This window comes from Mitsuaria sp. TWR114, assembly GCF_007997345.1.
Genome location: NZ_VOSR01000178.1, coordinates 1 through 1,266 on the forward strand (window position 1 = coordinate 1; position 1,266 = coordinate 1,266).

The 1,266-nt window shown below is 71.6% G+C and carries 1 protein-coding gene; it reads left to right on the forward strand.

The features are described from left to right. Positions 1-311: 311 nt before the first annotated feature. On the forward strand, positions 312-1,266 hold a 955-nt coding region (locus FUT87_RS08315), incomplete at its 3' end, for an aspartate aminotransferase family protein (protein ID WP_147240719.1).

Here is a 1,266-nt window from a genome sequence, read left to right on the forward strand (position 1 = left end):
GGCGGTGACGGTGCTGACCCGCACCGCCGTGCCCGACGACCTGGAGATCCTCGAGGAGGCCCACGGCCTGCCGCCGCTGCCCGCGGTCGCGCTGACGCTGGCCTTCGACCGGGAGCGGCCGACGCCGCTGACCGCCGCGTTCGCGGCGCACGTGCGGAAGTTCCTGCCCACCGCCTGACCCACGCGCCGTTCGTCGCCGGGCCGGGTCGCCGCTCCCCTGCGCCGCTGATGGATCGCATCAAAACAATTGGCTTCCGCGGCGACGGCCCGCTCCGTACGCTCGCCGGGTTCATCGTTGATGGGAGGACCCGATGTCACGCAATGCCGACCCGAGCTTCTGGGCGCGTTCACGCCAGCACCTGATCCGCTACGGCGGCAGCTTCGAGCCGCTGATCATCGAGCGCGCCCGCGGCAGCTTCGTCTACGACGCCGACGGCCGCGCGATCCTGGACTTCACTTCCGGCCAGATGAGCGCGCTGCTCGGCCACGGGCACGCGGAGATCGCCACGGTCATCGCCGAGCACGCCGCCGGACTGGACCACCTCTTCAGCGGCATGCTGAGCCGCCCGGTGGTCGACCTGGCGACCCGCTTGGCGGAGGTCGCGCCAGCAGGGCTCGAGCGCGCGATGCTGCTGAGCACCGGTGCCGAATCGAACGAGGCGGCGATCAAGCTGGCCAAGCTCTACACCGGCCGCTACGAGGTGGTGGGCTTCGCGCAGTCCTGGCACGGCATGACCGGCGCGGCGGCCTCGGCGACCTACTGCGCCGGCCGCAAGGGCTATGGGCCGGCGGCGGTCGGTTCCTTCGCGATTCCCGCGCCCAATCCCTACCGGCCGCGCTTCGGCGGCCTGGGGCCCGAGGCCTGGCAAGCCGAGCTGGACTACGCCTTCGACCTGATCGACCGGCAGTCCAGCGGCAACCTGGCGGCCTTCATCGCCGAGCCGATCCTCAGTTCGGGCGGCCTGATCGACCTGCCGCCCGGCTACCTGCGCGCGCTGCAGCAGAAATGCCGCGAGCGGGAGATGCTGCTCATCGTCGACGAGGCGCAGACCGGCATCGGGCGCACCGGGACGATGTTCGCGTGCGAGCGCGACGGCGTGACGCCGGACATCCTGACGCTGTCCAAGACGCTGGGCGCGGGCATTCCGCTGGCGGCGGTGCTCACCACCGCCGAGATCGAGGAGCGCTGCCATGAGCGCGGCTTCCTCTTCTACACGACCCATGTCTCCGACCCGCTGCCGGCGGCGGTCGGCCTGAAGGTGCTGG